Origin of the sequence: Paenibacillus sp. IHBB 3054 (assembly GCF_051594305.1) — a bacterium.
GTDB lineage: Bacteria > Bacillota > Bacilli > Paenibacillales > Paenibacillaceae > Paenibacillus_AQ.
This window is the reverse complement of the sequence record NZ_JBOFBG010000132.1, coordinates 1-835: the sequence shown is the minus strand read 5'-3', so window position 1 is coordinate 835 and position 835 is coordinate 1. Positions and strand designations below refer to the sequence as shown.

The following is an 835-nucleotide window of genomic DNA, read 5'->3' as shown; positions in this document are numbered from 1 at the left end:
AATATTAAAATGGCGCGCCCTGAGAGATTCGAACTCCCGGCCTTTTGATTCGTAGTCAAACGCTCTATCCAGCTGAGCTAAGGGCGCAAAAATTATGGAGCGGACGACGGGAATCGAACCCGCGACCCTCGCCTTGGCAAGGCGATGCTCTACCGCTGAGCCACGTCCGCAAATAAGTGGTGCGCGTGAAGGGACTTGAACCCCCACGTCGTAAGACGCCAGATCCTAAGTCTGGTGCGTCTGCCATTCCGCCACACGCGCATAATACTAATAAAAGTGAGCCATGAAGGACTCGAACCTTCGACACCCTGATTAAAAGTCAGGTGCTCTACCAACTGAGCTAATGGCTCGCATTTGGCAGGGGATATAGGATTCGAACCTATGATGACGGAGTCAGAGTCCGTTGCCTTACCGCTTGGCGAATCCCCTATGATGGATACCTTTATAATGCCCATAATTTCTATAAATATCAAGAAGTTTATGGTGGAGGCTGAGGGGATCGAACCCCCGACCCTCTGCTTGTAAGGCAGATGCTCTCCCAGCTGAGCTAAGCCTCCATATGTATGCCTTCAAAGGGTAATGATAAGTATTGTTGGTGACCCGTATGGGATTCGAACCCATGTTACCTCCGTGAAAGGGAGGTGTCTTAACCCCTTGACCAACGGGCCATGTAAATCTGTGGAGCTCTCAACCGGATTCGAACCGGTGACCTCTTCCTTACCATGGAAGCACTCTACCTACTGAGCTATGAGAGCATGGCTCCCCGAACAGGACTCGAACCTGTGACAACTCGATTAACAGTCGAGTGCTCTACCAACTGAGCTATCAGGGAATA

The 835-nt window shown here is 50.8% G+C and carries 9 tRNA genes; all 9 read right to left on the bottom strand.

From position 1 onward, the window contains the following. Positions 1-10: 10 nt before the first annotated feature. The 9 genes from ACQ76X_RS36060 to ACQ76X_RS36020 all read right to left on the bottom strand — a co-directional run bounded on the left by ACQ76X_RS36060 (position 11) and on the right by ACQ76X_RS36020 (position 832). Positions 11-87 (bottom strand) — tRNA-Arg (locus tag ACQ76X_RS36060). A gap of 8 nt (positions 88-95) precedes the next feature. Next, positions 96-170: transfer RNA gene (locus ACQ76X_RS36055), tRNA-Gly, on the bottom strand. A gap of 7 nt (positions 171-177) precedes the next feature. Further along, positions 178-261 (bottom strand) — tRNA-Leu (locus ACQ76X_RS36050). Positions 262-277: 16 nt separating this feature from the next. Beyond that, positions 278-350: transfer RNA gene (locus ACQ76X_RS36045), tRNA-Lys, on the bottom strand. 5 nt (positions 351-355) lie between these two features. Then, positions 356-429: transfer RNA gene (locus tag ACQ76X_RS36040), tRNA-Gln, on the bottom strand. A 52-nt stretch (positions 430-481) separates the two neighbouring features. Continuing rightward, positions 482-557, bottom strand: a tRNA-Val gene (locus tag ACQ76X_RS36035). A 36-nt stretch (positions 558-593) separates the two neighbouring features. After that, positions 594-668 (bottom strand) — tRNA-Glu (locus ACQ76X_RS36030). Positions 669-679: 11 nt separating this feature from the next. Then, positions 680-755 (bottom strand) — tRNA-Thr (locus tag ACQ76X_RS36025). A 1-nt stretch (position 756) separates the two neighbouring features. Next, positions 757-832, bottom strand: a tRNA-Asn gene (locus ACQ76X_RS36020). Positions 833-835 lie beyond the last annotated feature (3 nt).